Source organism: Lacinutrix sp. 5H-3-7-4 (assembly GCF_000211855.2).
Taxonomy (GTDB): Bacteria; Bacteroidota; Bacteroidia; order Flavobacteriales; family Flavobacteriaceae; genus Lacinutrix.
In genome coordinates this window covers 3,277,627-3,296,168 of sequence record NC_015638.1, presented here as the reverse complement: position 1 = coordinate 3,296,168, position 18,542 = coordinate 3,277,627, and the positions used below count along the sequence as shown (strand labels likewise).

Here is an 18,542-nt window from a genome sequence, read left to right as displayed (position 1 = left end):
GTGTTTTTTAATTAGTTCTAAGTTAGGTGAATTTTGGAATAATTCGGGCCTTTTTTATAGCTGGACAAATATGTGAACAAAAAACTTAAAAAAAAAATGATTTCCTATTGAATATTTAGTTTTTTTTTCTCATAATGGATGTTAAAACGAAACTACAAAAAATAATCCATAAAACGTTATGAAAACCGATAAAATTGACATAAGAGTACGTTATGCAGAAACCGATCAAATGGGTGTAGTTCATCACGGAAATTATGCATTATATCTGGAAATAGCCAGAATTGAATGGTTGAGAAAATTGGGCATTTCTTACCGTAAAATGGAAGATGATGGTATTGGTTTACCAGTTGCCTCACTAAGTGTAAAATATAAGAAACCTATTCGTTATGATGATGTAATTACAGTTAAAACAACTCTTAAAAAAGCGCCTTCTGTTAAGGTTGAATTTGAGTATGAAATACTGAATGATTTTGGTGAAATTCTATCAACTGCATCTGTGGATTTGGTTTTTGTAAATTTAAAAACAAATAGACCTACAAGACCACCTCAATATTTTCTTGATGCATTAAAAAATTAATTCTCTAAAGTTTTTATAGACACCTTATATATAGAATCGAAAATCTCAAAAATTTCTTTAGCATCTCGTTTTCTTGTTGAAATGGTAATTTCGCAATCGAGTTCTAATTTTTGATTAGTAATATTTAGATTCTTTTCTTTTATAACACGCATAACTTTATTCATTAACTCATATTCAAACTTAATTAAAAAGTTAATGTCTATTGTTTTTGTAACAATGTTAGAAGCTTCTAATGCTAATTGTGCTCCTGTTTTATAAGCATTTATTAAACCACCAACGCCTAATTTAACACCGCCAAAATAGCGAACAACAACTATAAGAATATTGGTAACTTCGAAAGATTGTATTTGTCCGTAAATAGGCATGCCTGCACTATTATTAGGTTCGCCATCATCATTTGCTCTATAAGCTATATTTTCTGTACCAATTTGGTAGGCATAACACCAGTGTCTTGCTTGGTGATGTTGTTTTTTTAAATTTTCAATGTGGTTTTTTACATGGTCTTCATTATAAACAGGAAATGCATAGCCAAAAAATTTTGAGTTTTTATCTTTAAATAAAACTTCTTCCGAAGGTTTTAAAATTGTTTTATATGTGTCGGTATTATTTTCCATTATGCCAAAGTTACAAGTAAAATGGAAAGTATTGCAACTAAAATACCAACCCAGTTTTTTAAGCTTAATTTTTCTTTAAAAAATAATAAGCCAACTAAAGTTGATAACATGACAATAGCAACATTGTTAACAGTAAAAATTGTAGAGCTTTCAATACCTTTGTAATCTAGAGCTTTTAAAATTAAATAAATAGAGTAGTAGTTTACTACTCCTAATATTAAGCCACCAAAAATACTGCGAGAATCAAATTTAAATTTGCCTTGTATTGCTTTTACAGTTAGTATTAAAACACCAATAATTCCTGCTATAGCAAAAATAGTTGCAGAAAAAAGAGGAATACCATCACTGGAAACATAAGAGTTTTCTAGATACTTAATAGTAGTGTCTATAACTCCAGAGCCTATGAATAATAAAATAGGAAGCCATAAGTTTTTTATTTTTATGGTTCCTGTTCTTGCTTTTACCGAGGTTAGATATACTGCGATTAATGCTAAAATAATTCCTGTTGTTTTTTGAAAATTTGAAGTTTCGTTATAAACATATAAACCAAAAACTATTGGAATAACTACACTCATTTTACTGGCAACAGATGCTACCGATAATCCGTTACGTTGTGCAGTTAAAGCCATAACATTAAATATGCTAATAAATAAAAAGCCTAAAAAAACAGCACCTAAAAACCACTCTTTATGTATGATTTCTTTAACAACAAAAGTTTCGTTAGAGCTTAAAATACCAGTAGTAAAAGCTGCGAAATAATTTATTATAATGGCTTGTAATGTGTTTATTTTAAATTTGCCTAATAAATTAAAAATTACAAAAATTAATGTTGAGGCAATTATGCTTAACAGAAGATAAATCAAAATAAATCTCTTTTTATTGTAAATAAATCTGTAATATCTTCGGTTTTAGGGTTGTTATTCCAAACGTTTATGCCAAGTTTTTGTGCAGCTACAGTATTTTCGACTGTATCATCTATAAATAGACATTCCTCTGCTTTTAAATTATTTTCGTTTAAAACAAATTCAAAAATACTAGCATCAGGTTTTCTCATCATGATTTCATGAGAGAGATAAAACTTATTAAAACTCGATTTAAAATCGTTATAAAACGGTACATGTTGTTTTATACAATCGATGTGTAACGCATTAGTGTTACTTAAAAGTATAAGATTGTATTTTTTTTCTTTAGCTAAAGTTTCAATAAAATTTAAACGCTTTGGCGGAAAGTCTCGGATAATAAAGTTCCAAGCATCGGTAATATCTTTTTTAGAAAGCTTAGGGAAATTTTCGGTATAAAATTCTAAAAATTCGTTTGTAGACAATAAGCCTTGCTCATATAATGTGTTAATGGCTATTAAATCATCAGATAGTGTTTCCATTTCAAAAAGCTCTAAAGCATTGCTCATCGCGCCTTCTTTGTCTAAATTAATAAAGACATCTCCAAAATCAAAAATTATGGTTTTTATCATTTTAATAGGTGTTTCTAAATGTGTTAGAAAACTAGTGGTTATTTTGGTAAGTTAATAAAGTATCGTTTAATATGGTTTCTTCTGCTTTAAGTTCTCCAGAAAAATTTGGTGCTTTTATACCATCAGTAAAAGTAATATTGCCTTTAAAGACTCTTGCTTCGTCCCAAAGATTTTCATTAATAAAAAGTTGTAAGGTTTTTGCGCCACCTTCAATAATAACCGAGTTTATGGTTTGCTTAAATAAAAAGGAGCAAATTTCATTAGCTGTTTGTGCTTTAATTGTAAACGTTTCTGCTTCGTTATTAAAAATTGTATATTCTTTAGAGAGCAAATTATTTTTGTCTAAAACAATTCGCGTAGGGTTATTGCCGCTCCAATCCCTTACATTTAAAGTAGGATTGTCCTTTATAACTGTTGTTGTACCTACTAAAATAGCTTGTTCTTGGGCGCGCCATTTATGCACAAGCTGTCGTGAAATTTTATTTGTAATCCAAACTGGTTTTTGTTCTGTTCTGGTTTTTGGAGCAATATAGCCATTACTGGTTTCTGCCCATTTTAATATTATATAAGGACGTTTTTTATTATGAAATGTAAAAAAACGTTTGTGGTGCTCTTTACATTTGTTTTCTAAAATACCTAAGGTAACTTTACAGTTGGCACCCATTAACTTTTTTATGCCTTTACCGGCAACTTCTGGATTATCATCTACACAGCCAATAACAACATTAGGTATATTGTGGTGAATAATTAAATCGCTGCATGGTGGTGTTTTACCATAGTGGGAGCAAGGCTCAAGAGTAACGTATAGTGTGCTTTTTTTAAGTAAATCTTTGTTTTTAACTGCATTTATTGCATTAACCTCGGCATGATTACCTCCATAAGCACTGGTAAAACCTTCTCCAATTATAATATTGTTATGTACTATTACCGCACCAACCATAGGATTAGGACGTGTTGTGCCTAAACCATTATTAGCAATTTGTATTGCTCTTTGCATGTATGTTTCGTGAGTAGTCAAGGTTTACAATTTAATTTTTACATCTTGAATTTCATCTAAGGTGTATTTATGAGAGAAACCAAAAACTTTATACTTTATTTCTCCTTTATATTGCACTTGCATACCTTTATTTAAAACACTATTAAGTAAACCACTAAGGTTGTTTAAATTTAAAATTTTATTCGCAGGAATGTTTGCTTTTAAAGGGATTGAGAACTCTTTTTTTGCAGGAACGTTAAAAGTTTTAGAACTTACCGTACCAACTTCAATATCGTTAACAACAACTTTAATACCATCAGTTTCTAATTTACCACCAATAGTATTTGGATTGTTAAAAAAAGCATCGGCAGTTAAAATAATAAACTCATTATTAGAGTCTTCAACTTCTATGTTTTCTACACGTAAAAATTCTGGTTTTTCGTTTACTTTGCAACTTAGTATTGTAAGTAGAATTGTTGATAAGATTATGAGTTTCTTCATCTAAAATTTTTTATAATTACTGTATATTCAGCCTCGAAAGAGAGCGTAAAAATACCATAATATTGTGAGTAATAATAATTACATAATAAGAGAAATAGAACAGCAGGATAATGCAGCTGTAGAAAGTGTTATAAGAGCTTGTTTTCCAGAGTTTGATATTCCACTAGAAGGTACTGCTTTTGCAGATCCAGAGACTAAGAAAATGTTTGAATCTTATCAAAATAGTAATGATGTGTATTATGTAATAGATAGAGATGGAGAAATACTTGGTGGCGCTGGAGTAAAACCTTTAGAAGGCTTTGAAGATCGTGTTTGTGAGATTCAAAAAATGTATTTCTCTCCTAAAGTAAGAGGTAAAGGTTTGGGTAAAAAGCTATTTAAAAAATGTTTAGAAACAGCAAAAACATTAGGCTACAAACAATGTTATATAGAGTCTGCACCACAGTTAAAAGCAGCAATTCATATTTATGAGTATTTTGGTTTTAAGCATTTAAATGCGCCATTAGGTAATACTGGACATACAGCTTGTGCTGTTTGGATGCTAAAAGATTTATAAAACTAAAAACATGCTTGTGTTAATTAAAGATTTAAAAAATATCTTTCATAAAGAATTAGATGCTATTTATGGAGTAGAAGAAGTTGCTAGCTTTTTCTTTATTTGTACAGAAAACTATTATAATGTTACGCGTTTACAATTAGCCTTAGATTCAGATTTAGCTATTAATAAAGAAGAGCAAACGGTTATATTTAATGCGCTTGAAGATTTAAAAAACGAAAAACCCATTCAATACATAATTGGTGAAACAGAATTTTATGGTTTACCATTTAAAGTTAATAAGCACACACTAATTCCAAGACCAGAAACCGAAGAACTTGTCACTTTGGTTTTAAAAACTGCAAAACAAAAACTAAAAGAATCTAAACCACTTACCTGTTTAGATATAGGAACAGGAAGTGGTTGTATAGCAATTTCACTAGCAAAAGAATTAAAGGAAGCACAAGTTTATGCAATAGATGTTTCTACAGAAGCAATAAAAAAAGCAAAAGAAAATGCAGTATTAAATAATGTAGCTGTAGAGTTTATTAAATGCGATATTTTAAACGCTTGCAATGAAACATTAAATAAAGATTTAAAGTTTAATGTTATAGTTTCAAATCCGCCATATGTTAGAAACCTTGAAAAAGCGGAAATAAAAAACAATGTACTTAATAACGAGCCACATTTAGCACTGTTTGTAGAAGACGACAACCCATTACTTTTTTATAAGGCAATTGCTGAGTTTGCAACAAAAAAATTACATAAAAACGGAAAACTTTTTTTTGAAATAAATGAATATCTTGGAGAAGAAACTAAAGCTTTAGTAGAAAATATAGGCTTTAAAAATGTAGAAATAATAAAAGATATATTTAATAAAGATAGAATGTTATCTGCAGATTTATAAGTTTATAAAACAAAATATAAAAGCAATTAAAATGAAGAATATAGCAGTTTTTTGTGGTTCAAGTTCAGGAAATGATTCAAAAATAATTTCTGAAGCTTATGCTTTAGGTAAAACATTTGCAAAGCGTAATATCGCTTTAGTTTATGGTGCTGCAAAAATTGGCATAATGGGAGAAGTAGCAAAAGGAGTGCTTGAAAATAATGGCAATGCTATAGGTGTAATTCCTGAGTTTTTAAAAACAAAAGAAATTGTAAACGAAAACTTAACTCATTTAATTGTAACCAATAGTATGCATGATAGAAAAGTTGTTATTTACGAAAAAAGTGATGGCTTTATAATTATTCCTGGCGGATTTGGTACTATGGATGAATTTTTTGAAATCACGACTTGGGGACAATTAGGTTTACACACTAAGCCAATAGGTATTTTAAACACTAACGGTTATTATAATGCACTAATTGAGCAAAGTAAAACCATGGTAAAAAACGGTTTTCTAAAACAAGAAAACTTAGATGCTGTTTTGGTAAGCGACAGTATTGACGATTTATTAGAAAAAATGAATAATTTCACACCATTGCCAGCGCCAAAATGGTTGAATAAAGAAGGATTGTAAAATGAGTAAAAAGCAAGAAATAGAACAACTACGTCAAGAACTTAGAGAGCATAATTATAATTATTATGTATTAGATAACCCAACTATAAGTGATTACGATTTTGATATTAAATTAAAAGAACTTCAAGCTTTAGAAGAAGCACATCCAGAATTTTTTGATGCAAACTCACCAACATTACGTGTTGGAGGAGAAGTAACAAAAAATTTTAATACAGTAGTTCATGAGCATCGCATGTACTCATTAGATAATTCATATTCTTTAGAAGACTTAAAAGATTGGGAAACAAGAATTAAAAAATTAGTTGATGGCGATATTAGTTATACTTGTGAGTTAAAATACGATGGTGCATCTATAAGTCTAACCTACGAAAATGGAAATTTATTAAAAGCAGTAACACGTGGTGACGGTTTTCAAGGCGATGAGGTTACCGCAAATATAAAAACCATAAAATCTGTACCATTACAGTTAAAAGGTGATTACCCAGCAAAGTTTGATATTCGAGGAGAAATAGTTTTGCCTTTTAAAGGGTTTTTAAAAATGAATGAAGAACGTGTAGCAAACGGAGAAGAACCTTATAAAAACCCTAGGAATACAGCATCAGGAAGTTTAAAGCTTCAGGACAGTGGAGAAGTAGCAAAACGTCCTTTAGAATGTTTGTTGTATAATTTAACAGGAACAAATCTAGGCGTCGAAAATCAATTTGAAAGCTTAGAAAAAGCTAGAAAAATGGGATTTAAAGTTCCTAACGAAGCACGTTTGTGTAAAACTATAGATGAGGTTTTTAAGTTTATAAATCACTGGGATACAGAACGTCATAACTTACCTTATGAAACAGATGGTGTTGTAGTAAAAGTAAATAGCCTATACCAACAAGAAGAATTAGGTTATACCTCAAAAGCACCAAGATGGGCAATGGCTTATAAATTTAAGGCAGAGCAAGTGTCTACTATTTTAAAAGAAATTACCTATCAAGTAGGAAGAACAGGCGCAATAACGCCAGTGGCAAATTTAGAACCTGTGGATTTAGCAGGTACAGTAGTAAAACGAGCATCGTTACATAATGCAGATCAAATAGAAAAACTAGATATAAGAATAAACGATACTGTTTTTGTAGAAAAAGGAGGAGAAATAATTCCTAAAATTATAGCTGTAGATTTAACGCAAAGGCTTCAAGATTCTAAGCCAACCAAATACGCAACACATTGTCCAGAGTGTCAAACACCTTTAGAAAGGCTGGAAGGAGAAGCAAAACATTTTTGTCCAAATTATAATGGTTGCGAACCTCAGGTAATAGGTAGAATACAACACTTTATTTCTAGAAAAGCAATGGATATTGAAGGCTTAGGTGGTGAAACTGTTGGTTTATTGGTTAAAGAAGGTTTGATAACGAATTATGCTGATTTGTACACACTTACAAAAGCACAAATTTTACCATTAGAAAGAATGGCAGAAAAAAGTGCAGAGAATCTAATTAATGGTATTGAAGCTTCAAAACAAATTTCATTTGAGCGCGTGTTATTTGCAATAGGAATTCGTTTTGTAGGAGAAACAGTAGCTAAAAAACTGGCTAAACATTATAAAAGCATAGAAGCTTTAGAGCAGGCATCAATTGAAGATTTAGAAAAAGTTGATGAAATAGGAATTAAAATAGCCGAAAGTGTTGTTTCCTTTTTTGCTTCAGAAGAAAATAGAAATATTATAAAACGTCTAAAAAATGTTGGCGTTCAGCTTGAGATTTCAGCCGAAAAATTGGCAAACCAAACCAATAAATTAAAAGGAAAATCGTTTGTTGTTTCTGGAGTGTTTACCAAAGTTTCACGTAATGAACTAAAAAAACTAATTGAAGATAATGGTGGTAAAAATGTAAGTTCTATTTCATCTAAAACCGATTTTGTTGTTGCAGGAGATAAAATGGGGCCAAGTAAAAAAGAGAAGGCAGAAAAGCTTAATATATCTCTTATTACAGAGGATGAGTTTTTACAAATGGTTGATTTGTAAAACTTTATTTTTAATAAAATTTGTAATAAATAAAAAGCAACGACCGTTTTTCTTGTATAGTATTTTTTGAAGTTGTTATTTTGAAAAAAAATTCAACCGTATTTTTAAATGTCCGTAAAACTAAAGTTATTTCTAACGGCTATCACAATTATGTTAACTGTGATAATTTTAAATGTATTGGGTTTAGAATTATGGTCTTCTTCTGTAGAGCTATTAATGGTTCCAGGTATTGCGATATTTTATTTTATAAGAGGTGAAAAAGTATTAGGATTAACGCTTTTTTTTATATTTCATTCTTTAGGTAATATTGTAAATGTTTTAGACTTTAATCAAATTTCAGATTGGTCTTATTACTTATGTAACAGTTTGTATATTTTAGCTTATATAGCCTTTATATGTTATGTATCTAAAGATTTAAAATTTTTATACCTCTTTAAAAATAATAAACTAGATTTAAGTGTTTTAGTTATACTAGCATTTAGCATGGTTTATGTGTTAATAGAGATTTTACTACCTATAGAGTTTGATTCAAATTATATTTATTTAATTCAATTAATAGAGTTTACTTTTAGTTTAGTATTGGTTGTTTTAATGTCTTTATCATTTTTTAAATACATTCAATTTTCAAGTAAAAAATTCTTCTTTCTATTTTTAGGTTGTTTGTGTTTAGTATTCGCAGAACTTATTCTTATTGGTTATTATTATATAGCAGAATATGTTTTAATTAGCTATACGTCAACGGTGTTGTATGTTTCTGCGTTTTTTATGTTATACTACCACACGCTAATTAATCATGTTAGTTTTATAGAAACAGAATAGTTTTATTTATGTTTTTAAAACACAAGTAAAACTAAGAATTATCTTACACACAACATGTTTAACCGATAAAAAGCATGTTATTTACGATTAAAAGTAAATATTTTGTATATTTGTAGTCCCAAATTTACTGATTAATGAAAATTACAAAACTGCAAATAGTTAGCAGCGTGATCTTAGCGCTTGCTTTTGTTTTTTTATTTGGTGTTATTTTTAATGTAGAAATAATCTCAAATTACTCTAGAGCACTTGTGCTACCATTTTTTGTTTGTCTTTATTTTTTAGAGTCTAAAAAGAAAAGCGCTTATTTTGCGATGTTTTTAATAGCATTTTCTCTTGCAGAGCTTTCTAAAGTTTTTTGGGACTTTCATTACACCTTGTTTTTTAAGGTTAGCAACCTATGTTATATTTTAGGGTATTCTTGTTTGCTTGTATATATGGCAAGGAGTATGAGTTTTACTGTTTTATTCCAAAAGTTTAAGCTTCATATTGCAGTATTAACCATTTTTAATGGTTATCTTATTTATACGCTTAATCAAATGATTTTGGCAGACAATTCTATTGAAGTTTATACTTTTAACTTTCTTTTAGAATGTTTGTATAATGTGTGTGTTTTATTAATTCTTTCGTTTTCACTTTTAAACTATTTATATCATGATACAAGACGTGGTTTATTGTTGTTTTTAGCAAGTGTTTGTATTGTCTTTTCAGAAATGATACAAGTAGCTTATATATTTGTGTCGTCAGTATATATACTTAATATTGCATATTCGTTATTACTAATAGTTGGTTTCTTTTTGGTGTACGTTTATATTACATCTAAAATTAATAAGTACTATAGATTGTTATTTTAAAAACGGAATGGTTTTTCTATAAAAATAAAGTGTAATTGCCGCAAGAATAAAAACTACTACTGCGGTAATAAATAGAATGCCACCATCATTATTTACTACAATACCAAGTTTTGTTAAGTGCATAATTAGTGCACCACTTATAATTCCTAGAGTTAAAATTGCTCCAGCCCAAATGGTTTTTGGTATTAATAAAAGTATACCAGCAATAAGTTCTAAAACTCCAATTCCAATTCTGCCATAAGGTTCTAGACCAACCTGTTTAAATATAAATATACTGTCTGGGTGACCTGTAAATTTAAAACGAAGCGTTTGAATAAGAATTATAGCAATAGCTAATCTAATAAAAAAAAGGACCTTAGTTTTCATATAAAATGGTTTGGTTTAAACTATAGGTCGTAATTTTAAAATAGAATTTACACAATTATTGAAGTTCCGTTTGCTGTTTTATTTTTTTCGGCATCAAAATAAAAATCTATACGACCTAAATTAATACCATAGCATCCCACTTGGTTTACTAAAACATTTTTACCATCAGCATTTTGTGCTACAGTTGGTTTTGGTAAAAAAGTGTGAGTATGCCCACCAATAATTAAATCTATATTTTTGGTTGCTTTGGCAAGGTTTAAATCTGAAATTTTATCTGGACTTTTTTTATAGTGATATCCTAAGTGTGATAGGCAAATGATGAGGTCGCATTGCTCTTCATCTTTTAAAATTCTAGACATGTCCTGTGCAATTTCTATAGGGTCAAGATAATTAGTTTCTTTGTACATGTTTTTATTCACAAGGCCATCCAATTTTATACCTAAACCAAATACGCCTACTTTAATTCCATCTTTTACAAATACGTGATATGGCTTAACGTGAGTATCCATAATGGTATTTTTAAAATCATAATTGGCAGATAAAAATTTAAATTCTGCATGCGGTAATTGTGCATATAAGCCATCTATACCATTATCAAAATCATGATTTCCAATAGTAGCAGCATCGTATTTTAATTTAGACATAAGTTTAAACTCTAACTCACCACCGTAGTAATTAAAATAAGGTGTACCTTGAAAAATGTCACCAGCATCTAATAAAAGTGTGTTTGGGTTTTCATTACGAATAGACTCTACTAAAGTAGCACGTCTGGCAACGCCACCTTGGTTTGCATTACGTCCATCATCTGGTCCAAAAGCATCAATATGACTGTGAACATCATTAGTGTGTAGAATTGTAATTTTTTTTGTTTTAGTACTTGCAGTGCAAGATTGTAATCCAAAACCGCCTAATGTTACTAAAGCAGTTGCAGCTGCAGATTGTTCTATAAATTGTCTTCTTTTCATAGTTATTTAGTTTGAATAAAACGGTTGTCAATTTTTGGGTTTATGGTGTCGTTCTTTTTAAAATAATCAATCATAGCATTTCTTATTTTATAGTTCAAATGGTAAACACTATCGTTAGGTTTAAAAAATCTCATACGGTCACCACCATCATATAAATAATCGTTTGTTGCTAAGTAGTATATCTTGTCTTTTATTATATTTTCACCTTTAACCAGTGTTTTTGTAATATTAAAGTCTCTATCTAATTCTAATTCCATACCGCTAATTGGGTGTGCTCTTTTAGCGTGCCTTAAATAATCTGCCATACTATCTAATTGCTGTCCCTTTAAAGCAACAACAACAATACTGTTTTCAAAAGGCATAACTTGAAAAGCAGTTTCGGTAGTTATGTTTCCTTTAGAAATAATTGAGCGAATTCCTCCATGATTTAAAATTACGGCATCAATATTTTTATTAGTACGTTTATTAAAAACAATATTTCCTTGACTATAAACAATGTCAGCCATTAAATTACCTATTGCAGTATTGTATTCGCCATCATTTTTTGTGTAAGTTTCCGGCGCGTAAGACAGTACAGCATTCATGTCTTGGTTAAGGCTTTTACGGTAAGGAGCTATTATAGAATCAAACTCTGCATGTATTGCAATACTATCTGTAACTGCAATTTGTTTACCTTCAATTTTAGATAAATGTTGTGTGTTTTGTTTACAGGCAGTAAAACTAGCTGCAATTAACAAAATAAAAAAGGCATTAAATTTCATATACTAATTATTAAAATTAAGCTGTGTATTAGTTAGGTTTTGCTACTTTTGTAACAAAGCGATAAATATAGATGATTTTAAAAGGATTTAAGGAGAAATCTAACCAAAACTATATTAATAAAACTTTAAATAATCGCGTTGTTAACTCAAGCGATTCCAAAATTAAGAGTGTTGGAGTTATTATTAATATAGATGAAATGATTGATTATAAGTGGTTTGATTCTTTATTTAAAACTCTAAAAATAGAATCTAGTAACTGTGAAATTATAGCATTTACAAAAGAAAAAACAATAGAAGAAAATAATTTTTTTAACAGCTTTAATAAAAATAGTATAGGTTGGAAAGGAAATATTAAAAACGAATCGCTAAAAAGTTTTTTAAGTAAAGAGTACGATATCTTAATAAGCTATTATTTGGAAGCTTCAATGCACTTAAAGTTATTAACAGTAAAATCTAAAGCAAATTTTAAGGTTGGAATACTGCATGAAGATGAAAGATTAAACGACTTGATAATAAAAACACCTGTTAAGGCATATAATACGTTTGAAAAAGAACTTTTAAAATACCTTACAATATTAAATAAAATATAATTTTAAAACAGATGAATAACCCTTTTAAAGGAACAGGAATTGCAATTGTAACACCTTTTAATACAGATAAAACTGTAGATCACGAGGCATTAAAAAACATAGTAGAATATAATATAGAAAATGGAACAAACTATATTGTAATAAGCGGTACAACCGGAGAAAGTGTAACCGTAACAAAAGAAGAAAAAGCCGAAATAATAAAAACTATTGTTAAAGTAAATAATGATAGGTTACCATTAGTATTAGGTGTAGGCGGAAACAATACTGCAGCAGTAATAGAAGAAATTAATACAACAAATTTGTCTTCCTTTAAAGGCATTTTATCTGTTTCACCATATTATAGTAAACCAACACAAGAAGGCATTTATCAGCATTTTAAAGCTATATCTCAAGCTAGTCCAGTGCCTATTATTTTATATAATGTTCCAGGAAGAACAGCATCAAATATGCTGCCAGAAACAACATTAAAACTAGCTAAAGATTTTGAAAATATAGTAGCTGTAAAAGAAGCAGGAAACAATATGTCTCAATATTTACAGTTAATAAAAAATAAACCAGAAGGTTTTGGTATAATATCTGGAGATGACGATCTAGTATCTATGGTAGCGCTAGCAGGAGGTGATGGCGTAATAAGTGTTATTGGTCAAGCACTACCAAAAGCATTTTCAAGCATGATAAATTTAGCAATGGAAGGTAATGCAAAAGAAGCATTTAAAATTCATTTTGAGTTAATGGAAATAACAAGTTTAATTTTTTCAGAAAACAATCCATCAGGAATAAAAGCCGTTTTACAAGAGTTAAACCTGTGTAATGATACAGTAAGATTGCCACTAGTAAAAGCAACAGAAAGTTTAAAAGAAAAGATAAAAAAATATCTAGCACAATTTAATAAGCGTTAAAAATTACTTAAACCACACATTAACTGTAATTCAACACTTAATTTAGCATTAAAATTATATTTTTAAAATCCATAATAAAAGCATATTTTTGCACCTTGTTTAAAATTCTATGAAGAACTTAGTTATCATCCTAATTACCTTGCTAACAATTACTAGTTGTAGCGAATACCAAAAAGCCTTAAAATCTGAAGATGTAGGTGTAAAGTATAGAATGGGAGTTAAAAAATATGAAGAAGGTAAGTACTCTAAAGCAAACCGTATATTCGAGATGATTATACCGCAATATAGAGGGAAACCACAAGCAGAGAAATTAATGTTTCTAAACGCCGATGCTTTGTACCAAATGGAAGACTATTATGTTTCGGGCTATCATTTTGAGCGTTTTATATCCTCATATCCAAAAAGTGAAAAGTTAGCTGAAGCAAGTTTTAAAAGTGCTAAAAGTTATTATGAATTGTCACCGGTTTACTCAAAAGATCAAACCGAGACAATAACAGCATTGCAAAAACTTCAAGAGTTTATTAACCTGTATCCAGAATCTGAAGCAGAAGTAGCTCAAGCCAACGAAATGGTAAAAGAGTTAGATTATAAATTAGAGAAAAAAGCTTTTGAAATAGCAAAGCAATACAATAAAATATCAGACTATAAAGCATCTATTGCATCATTTGATGATTTTATAAGTGATTTTCCAGGAACATCATTAAGAGAAGAAGCTTTATATATTAGATTTGATTCTGCTTACAAGTTAGCAACAAAAAGTATAGAACAATTAAAAGAAGAACGTTTATTAGCAGCAAAAAAATACTTTGATGCATTTAAAAAACGTTATGCTAGTTCAGAGTTTTTAGCTCTGGCAACTGTGAAAGCAGAAAATATAGACAAACAATTAGAACAATACAGTACAAAAAGTTAATATAACTATGGATTTAAAAAAGATTGATGCGCCTTTAAGCACAACGACTTATAATAGAAATGCAGTAGATGCACCAACAGAAAACATCTACGAAGCTATTTCAATTATATCAAAAAGAGCAGAGCAAATTAATTCTGAAATTAAAAAAGAATTAATCGAGAAACTTGAAGAATTTGCAACATATAACGATTCATTAGAAGAAATTTTTGAAAACAAAGAGCAAATTGAAGTTTCTAAATTTTATGAAAAATTACCAAAGCCACACGCTTTAGCAGTAAAAGAATGGTTAGATTCTAAAATCTACCATAGAAACACAGAGGAAGACAAAAAATAAGTATGTCTATATTAAGTAGCAAAAATATATTACTAGGCATAAGCGCTGGTATTGCTGCTTATAAAACAGCCTCATTGGTAAGAGCATTTATAAAAGCAGGTGCAAACGTAAAAGTTGTAATGACACCTGCTTCTAAAGACTTCGTTACACCTCTTACTTTATCTACATTATCTAAAAACCCTGTACATTCTACCTTCTATAATGAAGACGATGAAAATGCAGAATGGAATAACCATGTTGAATTAGGCCTTTGGGCAGATTATTTAATAATTGCACCAGCAACAGCTAATACATTGTCAAAAATGGCAAATGGTACCTGTGACAATTTACTATTAGCAACATACCTATCAGCAAAATGTCCAGTATATTTTGCACCAGCAATGGACTTAGATATGTATAAACATCCATCTACAAAAAATACTTTTACAACACTCCAAAGTTTTGGTAACATTATGATACCAGCAACATCGGGAGAATTAGCAAGTGGTTTAGTTGGTCAAGGTCGTTTAGCCGAGCCAGAAGATATAGTTACCTTTATAGAAAACGATATTTTAGGAAAATTACCTTTAAAAGGAAAAACAATACTAATAACAGCAGGACCAACACATGAAGCTTTAGATCCAGTAAGATTTATTGGAAATCACTCCAGTGGGAAAATGGGTTTTGAAATAGCAAAAGCATCAGCAAGTTTAGGAGCTAATGTAATATTAATTACAGGTCCAACAAATCAACAAGTAAATCACAGTTTAATTCAGGTTGTTCCAGTAGTAAGTGCACAAAACATGTACGATGCAGCACATACTTATTATAAAAATGTAGATGTAGCAATACTATCTGCTGCTGTAGCAGATTACAAACCAAAAGAAATTTCTAACAAGAAAATAAAAAAGAGTGATACAACGTTTGTATTAGAGTTAGAAAAAACAAAAGACATTTTAGCATCTTTAGGCGAAGTAAAACAAAAACAATTATTAGTAGGTTTTGCATTAGAAACTAACAATGAGTTAGAGTACGCAAAAGGAAAGCTAAAAAAGAAGAATTTAGATTTAATTGTTTTAAATTCGTTAAAAGACAAAGGTGCTGGATTTAAAAGCGATACTAATAAAGTCACTATAATAGATAAAGAATTTAATATTAAAGCTTACGAGCTAAAATCTAAAGCAGAAGTCGCCAAAGATATTTTAAGAGAAGTAATAAATAAATTAGATGCGTAAATTAATTATACTTGTAACCATTTGTATTAGTACTTTAAGTTTTGCACAAGAACTTAACTGTAATGTTGTTGTTAATGCACAATTAACAGGTAACGAGAATTTGCAGATTTATAAAACTTTAGAAAATCAACTAAAAGAGTTTGTAAATAAAACACAATGGACAAAAAAGCAATTTAAATTACAAGAGCGCATAGACTGTAATATTGTAATTAATATAACAGAGCGTAATAATGATAATTATAATGCTACAATACAAGTACAATCATCTAGGCCAGTATATGGCTCTACTTATACAACTCCAATTTATAATATAAACGATAAAGATTTTAATTTTACCTATGTAGAATTTCAAAACCTTATATATAATGAAACACAGTACGAATCTAATTTAGTATCTGTATTAGCATTCCATATATATATGGTTCTAGGTTTAGATGCCGAAAGCTTTGCGTTAGAAGGTGGCGAAACTTACTTTAAACAAGCACAGCGAATAGTAAATTATTCTCAACGTGATAATAATACAGGTTGGAAATTAGAAGATGGATTACAAAGTAGATTTGCATTAATAGATAATATATTATCTCCAACATTTATAGAGTTTAGACAAGTAATGTATAATTATCACATTAGAGGATTAGACATTATGGCTAAAAGTAAAAAAGATGGAAAAAACGAAATAGCGTTAGCACTAGCTTATTTTGCAAAAATGAATAGTCGTAGACCAAACTCTTATTTAACACGTGTTTTTTTTGATGCAAAAGCACAGGAAATCGAAAATATTTTTTCATCAGGACCAAGTATAGACGTATCAGGTCTAGTAGATGTTTTAAATCGTGTTGCTCCAACACATGCAAGTAAATGGAGAAATATTAAGTTTTAATTTATTTCCGTTTTTACAGTTGTAAAAGGAAACTTTAACCCTAAAATTATTACTTTAAATGTTAACTTCACTATCAATAAAAAATTATGCACTAATAGATGCATTACAAGTAGATTTTAATAATGGATTTACAATTATTACAGGAGAAACAGGAGCAGGGAAATCTATTTTGCTAGGTGGTTTATCCTTAATATTAGGTAAACGTGCAGATTTAAATAGCTTAAGAAATAAAGAAAAGAAATGTATAATAGAAGCACATTTTGATATTTCTGGCTATAACCTAAAAAGTTTATTTCAAGCAAACAATTTAGACTTCGAAACACACACAATAATTAGAAGAGAAATACTACCATCTGGAAAATCTAGAGCGTTTGTAAACGATTCACCTGTAAACCTTACTAGCTTACAATTATTAGGCAAACAATTAATAGATATGCACTCTCAACACGAAACACTACAGCTGGTAGATGATGCTTTTCAGTTTCAGGTAATAGATGCGCTATCAAATAATAAAGAAGAATTACAAAATTATTCAGCAAAACTTTCAGATTATAAGAAATTAAAAAAAGAATTAGAAAGTTTACAAAAATTTCAATCTGAAGCAATAAAAGAGCATGATTATAATACCTTTTTACTAAATGAATTAGAGGCTGCAAAATTAAAAGCAGACGAACTTGAGGCTTTAGAAGAAGAATATGAAACATTAAATAATATTGAAACTATACAAGAAAAGTTAACAGTTTCAAATCAATTATTTAGTGATGAGCAATTAGGAGTCATAATAACTTTAACAGAGTTAAAAGTAGTTTTAAAACAATTATCTAATATATCTATAAAATACCAAGATTTATACAATAGAGTAAATAGCAGTTTTATAGAACTAGACGATGTTTTTTCAGAGTTAGAAGCCTTTCAAAGCGATATAGAAGCAAATCCAAATAGGTTAGAAGAAGTAAATAATAAACTAGTTATACTAAATAATTTATTTCAAAAACATGCTGTAGATAATATTTCTGCTTTAATAGAGATAAAGCACACATTACAAGAAAAAGTAGAAGCTACAGAAAATGTAGAACAAGATATAGAGCGAAAAGAAGTAGAAATAAATAAAGTAAAAACAAGTTTAAATACATTTGCAGAAAAAATTCATATAAAACGAATAAAAGCAATACCTAAACTAACAAAAGAATTAGAACATATTCTAGCTCAATTAGGGATGCCTAATGCAAAGTTTGAAATTAATTTTAAAACATCTAAAACGTTTTTTGCTAATGGTAAAGACGAGTTGTCTTTCTTGTTTTCAGCAAATAAAGGAGGTCAATTTCAGTCGTTAAAAAAAGCAGCGTCTGGTGGAGAGTTATCCAGAATTATGTTAGCTATAAAATCCATACTTACAAGATATATAAAATTACCAACCATAATGTTTGATGAGATAGATACAGGAGTATCTGGAGAAGTATCTAATAAAATGGCAGATATTATGTCTCAAATGAGTACAACAATGCAAGTATTTAGTATAACGCATTTACCTCAAATAGCAGCTAAAGGTAACTCACATTTTAAAGTATATAAACAAGATGTTAATGAGGTAACAACTACAAACCTTGTAAAGCTAAATCATGACGATCGTATTATAGAAATAGCTCAAATGTTAGGCGGCGTAGAAGTATCAAATTCTGCATTAGCACATGCAAAAGAATTACTGAATTAAAATTATTTCTATTATAAACATTATCTTTGATTAAAAAATAAAAACA

General features: G+C 29.3%; 22 protein-coding genes. 14 read left to right on the top strand and 8 right to left on the bottom strand.

Annotated elements, in window-relative coordinates; all coding sequences use genetic code 11:
• Positions 1 to 178 precede the first annotated feature (178 nt).
• Positions 179 to 577 carry a thioesterase family protein gene (locus tag LACAL_RS14885; RefSeq protein WP_013871591.1) on the top strand — a complete coding sequence of 133 codons (399 nt, stop codon included), beginning with the start codon at positions 179 to 181 and terminating at the stop codon, positions 575 to 577.
• Here the strand turns inward: LACAL_RS14885 and LACAL_RS14880 are convergent.
• From LACAL_RS14880 to LACAL_RS14860, 5 genes are read right to left on the bottom strand one after another with little or no spacing between them, the layout of a single operon-like run.
• Complete coding sequence (locus LACAL_RS14880) at positions 574 to 1,191, bottom strand: YigZ family protein (protein ID WP_013871590.1); 618 nt, start codon at positions 1,189 to 1,191, stop codon at positions 574 to 576. The genes LACAL_RS14885 and LACAL_RS14880 overlap by 4 nt on opposite strands.
• On the bottom strand, positions 1,191 to 2,054 hold the full coding sequence (locus tag LACAL_RS14875) for an EamA family transporter (protein WP_013871589.1): 864 nt from the start codon (positions 2,052 to 2,054) through the stop codon (positions 1,191 to 1,193). Before LACAL_RS14875 ends, LACAL_RS14880 begins: the two co-directional genes overlap by 1 nt.
• A complete protein-coding gene (locus LACAL_RS14870; RefSeq protein WP_013871588.1) occupies positions 2,051 to 2,662 on the bottom strand; it encodes an HAD family phosphatase in 612 nt (203 codons plus the stop codon). Before LACAL_RS14870 ends, LACAL_RS14875 begins: the two co-directional genes overlap by 4 nt.
• Before the next feature lie 31 nt (positions 2,663 to 2,693).
• Positions 2,694 to 3,659, bottom strand: coding sequence for a bifunctional diaminohydroxyphosphoribosylaminopyrimidine deaminase/5-amino-6-(5-phosphoribosylamino)uracil reductase RibD (gene ribD, locus LACAL_RS14865; RefSeq protein WP_013871587.1), 966 nt, complete (start codon positions 3,657 to 3,659; stop codon positions 2,694 to 2,696).
• 24 nt (positions 3,660 to 3,683) lie between these two features.
• Positions 3,684 to 4,139, bottom strand: coding sequence for an LEA type 2 family protein (locus tag LACAL_RS14860; protein ID WP_013871586.1), 456 nt, complete (start codon positions 4,137 to 4,139; stop codon positions 3,684 to 3,686).
• Between the two features lie 64 nt (positions 4,140 to 4,203).
• Here LACAL_RS14860 and LACAL_RS14855 point away from each other — a divergent pair, with 64 nt between their 5' ends.
• The 6 genes from LACAL_RS14855 (at position 4,204) to LACAL_RS15365 (ending at position 9,863) form a co-directional block, all read left to right on the top strand.
• Positions 4,204 to 4,695, top strand: a complete 492-nt coding sequence (locus tag LACAL_RS14855) for a GNAT family N-acetyltransferase (RefSeq protein ID WP_013871585.1) — start codon at positions 4,204 to 4,206, stop codon at positions 4,693 to 4,695.
• A gap of 10 nt (positions 4,696 to 4,705) precedes the next feature.
• On the top strand, positions 4,706 to 5,581 hold the full coding sequence (prmC, locus tag LACAL_RS14850; RefSeq protein ID WP_013871584.1) for a peptide chain release factor N(5)-glutamine methyltransferase: 876 nt from the start codon (positions 4,706 to 4,708) through the stop codon (positions 5,579 to 5,581).
• A 31-nt stretch (positions 5,582 to 5,612) separates the two neighbouring features.
• Positions 5,613 to 6,194, top strand: a complete 582-nt coding sequence (locus LACAL_RS14845; RefSeq protein WP_013871583.1) for a TIGR00730 family Rossman fold protein — start codon at positions 5,613 to 5,615, stop codon at positions 6,192 to 6,194.
• Position 6,195: 1 nt separating this feature from the next.
• Complete coding sequence (gene ligA / locus LACAL_RS14840; protein ID WP_013871582.1) at positions 6,196 to 8,193, top strand: NAD-dependent DNA ligase LigA; 1,998 nt, start codon at positions 6,196 to 6,198, stop codon at positions 8,191 to 8,193.
• A gap of 159 nt (positions 8,194 to 8,352) precedes the next feature.
• A complete protein-coding gene (locus tag LACAL_RS14835; protein WP_158306401.1) occupies positions 8,353 to 9,012 on the top strand; it encodes a hypothetical protein in 660 nt (219 codons plus the stop codon).
• A gap of 446 nt (positions 9,013 to 9,458) precedes the next feature.
• On the top strand, positions 9,459 to 9,863 hold the full coding sequence (locus LACAL_RS15365; protein WP_148256150.1) for a hypothetical protein: 405 nt from the start codon (positions 9,459 to 9,461) through the stop codon (positions 9,861 to 9,863).
• Here LACAL_RS15365 and LACAL_RS14825 read toward each other — a convergent pair.
• Genes LACAL_RS14825 through LACAL_RS14815 form a run of 3 tightly spaced genes read right to left on the bottom strand, consistent with a single transcriptional unit; the run spans position 9,855 to position 11,955 of the window.
• Entirely contained in the window at positions 9,855 to 10,229 is a 375-nt protein-coding gene (locus tag LACAL_RS14825; RefSeq protein WP_013871579.1) for a DoxX family protein, read from the bottom strand. The two genes, LACAL_RS15365 and LACAL_RS14825, sit on opposite strands and share 9 nt — an antisense overlap.
• A gap of 47 nt (positions 10,230 to 10,276) precedes the next feature.
• Positions 10,277 to 11,194, bottom strand: coding sequence for a bifunctional UDP-sugar hydrolase/5'-nucleotidase (locus LACAL_RS14820; protein ID WP_013871578.1), 918 nt, complete (start codon positions 11,192 to 11,194; stop codon positions 10,277 to 10,279).
• A 2-nt stretch (positions 11,195 to 11,196) separates the two neighbouring features.
• Complete coding sequence (locus LACAL_RS14815) at positions 11,197 to 11,955, bottom strand: 5'-nucleotidase C-terminal domain-containing protein (RefSeq protein ID WP_013871577.1); 759 nt, start codon at positions 11,953 to 11,955, stop codon at positions 11,197 to 11,199.
• 71 nt (positions 11,956 to 12,026) lie between these two features.
• On the opposite strand from LACAL_RS14815, the gene LACAL_RS14810 reads away from it, so the two are divergent.
• The 7 genes from LACAL_RS14810 to recN all read left to right on the top strand — a co-directional run bounded on the left by LACAL_RS14810 (position 12,027) and on the right by recN (position 18,496).
• Entirely contained in the window at positions 12,027 to 12,545 is a 519-nt protein-coding gene (locus tag LACAL_RS14810; protein WP_013871576.1) for a hypothetical protein, read from the top strand.
• An 11-nt stretch (positions 12,546 to 12,556) separates the two neighbouring features.
• A complete protein-coding gene (gene dapA / locus LACAL_RS14805; RefSeq protein WP_013871575.1) occupies positions 12,557 to 13,444 on the top strand; it encodes a 4-hydroxy-tetrahydrodipicolinate synthase in 888 nt (295 codons plus the stop codon).
• Between the two features lie 109 nt (positions 13,445 to 13,553).
• On the top strand, positions 13,554 to 14,357 hold the full coding sequence (locus tag LACAL_RS14800; RefSeq protein ID WP_013871574.1) for an outer membrane protein assembly factor BamD: 804 nt from the start codon (positions 13,554 to 13,556) through the stop codon (positions 14,355 to 14,357).
• Between the two features lie 7 nt (positions 14,358 to 14,364).
• On the top strand, positions 14,365 to 14,691 hold the full coding sequence (locus LACAL_RS14795) for a DNA-directed RNA polymerase subunit omega (RefSeq protein WP_013871573.1): 327 nt from the start codon (positions 14,365 to 14,367) through the stop codon (positions 14,689 to 14,691).
• A 2-nt stretch (positions 14,692 to 14,693) separates the two neighbouring features.
• Entirely contained in the window at positions 14,694 to 15,905 is a 1,212-nt protein-coding gene (coaBC, locus tag LACAL_RS14790; RefSeq protein ID WP_013871572.1) for a bifunctional phosphopantothenoylcysteine decarboxylase/phosphopantothenate--cysteine ligase CoaBC, read from the top strand.
• Entirely contained in the window at positions 15,898 to 16,785 is an 888-nt protein-coding gene (locus LACAL_RS14785) for a DUF4835 family protein (protein WP_013871571.1), read from the top strand. The genes coaBC and LACAL_RS14785 overlap by 8 nt, the downstream gene beginning before the upstream one ends.
• 58 nt (positions 16,786 to 16,843) lie before the next feature.
• The gene (recN, locus tag LACAL_RS14780) at positions 16,844 to 18,496 is read left to right on the top strand and encodes a DNA repair protein RecN (RefSeq protein ID WP_013871570.1); all 1,653 of its coding nucleotides are present in this window, start codon (positions 16,844 to 16,846) and stop codon (positions 18,494 to 18,496) included.
• Positions 18,497 to 18,542: the final 46 nt, after the last annotated feature.

Bases quoted from the DNA above. Each gene is read 5' to 3' on its own strand.
- LACAL_RS14825 (WP_013871579.1), bottom strand. From the start codon at position 10,229: ATGAAAACTAAGGTCCTTTTTTTTATTAGATTAGCTATTGCTATAATT.
- LACAL_RS15365 (WP_148256150.1), top strand. From the start codon at position 9,459: ATGAGTTTTACTGTTTTATTCCAAAAGTTTAAGCTTCATATTGCAGTA.
- LACAL_RS14800 (WP_013871574.1), top strand. From the start codon at position 13,554: ATGAAGAACTTAGTTATCATCCTAATTACCTTGCTAACAATTACTAGT.
- prmC (WP_013871584.1), top strand. From the start codon at position 4,706: ATGCTTGTGTTAATTAAAGATTTAAAAAATATCTTTCATAAAGAATTA.
- LACAL_RS14785 (WP_013871571.1), top strand. From the start codon at position 15,898: ATGCGTAAATTAATTATACTTGTAACCATTTGTATTAGTACTTTAAGT.
- recN (WP_013871570.1), top strand. From the start codon at position 16,844: ATGTTAACTTCACTATCAATAAAAAATTATGCACTAATAGATGCATTA.
- LACAL_RS14845 (WP_013871583.1), top strand. From the start codon at position 5,613: ATGAAGAATATAGCAGTTTTTTGTGGTTCAAGTTCAGGAAATGATTCA.
- ribD (WP_013871587.1), bottom strand. From the start codon at position 3,659: ATGCAAAGAGCAATACAAATTGCTAATAATGGTTTAGGCACAACACGT.
- LACAL_RS14795 (WP_013871573.1), top strand. From the start codon at position 14,365: ATGGATTTAAAAAAGATTGATGCGCCTTTAAGCACAACGACTTATAAT.
- dapA (WP_013871575.1), top strand. From the start codon at position 12,557: ATGAATAACCCTTTTAAAGGAACAGGAATTGCAATTGTAACACCTTTT.
- coaBC (WP_013871572.1), top strand. From the start codon at position 14,694: ATGTCTATATTAAGTAGCAAAAATATATTACTAGGCATAAGCGCTGGT.
- LACAL_RS14820 (WP_013871578.1), bottom strand. From the start codon at position 11,194: ATGAAAAGAAGACAATTTATAGAACAATCTGCAGCTGCAACTGCTTTA.
- LACAL_RS14870 (WP_013871588.1), bottom strand. From the start codon at position 2,662: ATGATAAAAACCATAATTTTTGATTTTGGAGATGTCTTTATTAATTTA.
- LACAL_RS14810 (WP_013871576.1), top strand. From the start codon at position 12,027: ATGATTTTAAAAGGATTTAAGGAGAAATCTAACCAAAACTATATTAAT.
- LACAL_RS14880 (WP_013871590.1), bottom strand. From the start codon at position 1,191: ATGGAAAATAATACCGACACATATAAAACAATTTTAAAACCTTCGGAA.
- LACAL_RS14860 (WP_013871586.1), bottom strand. From the start codon at position 4,139: ATGAAGAAACTCATAATCTTATCAACAATTCTACTTACAATACTAAGT.
- ligA (WP_013871582.1), top strand. From the start codon at position 6,196: ATGAGTAAAAAGCAAGAAATAGAACAACTACGTCAAGAACTTAGAGAG.
- LACAL_RS14885 (WP_013871591.1), top strand. From the start codon at position 179: ATGAAAACCGATAAAATTGACATAAGAGTACGTTATGCAGAAACCGAT.
- LACAL_RS14815 (WP_013871577.1), bottom strand. From the start codon at position 11,955: ATGAAATTTAATGCCTTTTTTATTTTGTTAATTGCAGCTAGTTTTACT.